Consider the following 567-nt stretch of genomic DNA (forward strand, 5'->3'; position numbering starts at 1 on the left):
ATCAGATAGCATTCTTCATTCGCCAGGTACGGAAAGAGATTCTGCACACCTTCAGGCCAGCGTCCGGCTTTTCCCATTCCTTCCGGATTGCAGCCTGTGTCAAATAAAATTTTGCCTTCCGGGTGATCAATCAGCACCGCATATACTGGAAATTCGATAAAGTCTGCCGGCGGATTCGGATGTTGTACGGATGCTGGATTATGCATTGCAACCATATATCCTTTGTCCATTTTCATCGTTCCTGTGTCTAACACATACAGCTTTGGCTTGATCATGCAAATCACCCTCCATAATAAAGATCATTTCTTTATATTTTGATGTAATCGCTTTCTTCCATAGTTACTTTGCAAATGGCATGCCAATTAAAAAGCTTGTTGCATTGCACCATAAAAAATAGAATAATTGCAAAAATGCAATACGAATACATGTATCTTCTTAAAATCAGACAAGTTTGATAATTGCATTTATTCAATTCGATTGCTACTATTCTTGGTAATGATGCCGAATAAGCAGGAAAGGATGATAGAGATTGGAAGAGACGATGCAAAATTCTTTGTCGTTGGATAT

1 pseudogene is annotated in these 567 nt (G+C 38.6%); it reads right to left on the reverse strand.

The features are described 5' to 3' along the window. Positions 1-275, reverse strand: a pseudogene (locus LKX83_RS31805) (N-acyl homoserine lactonase family protein); the annotation flags it as partial. Positions 276-567 lie beyond the last annotated feature (292 nt).

The sequence above is a fragment of the Cohnella baijiui genome, assembly GCF_020731285.1.
Taxonomy (GTDB): Bacteria; Bacillota; Bacilli; order Paenibacillales; family Paenibacillaceae; genus Cohnella.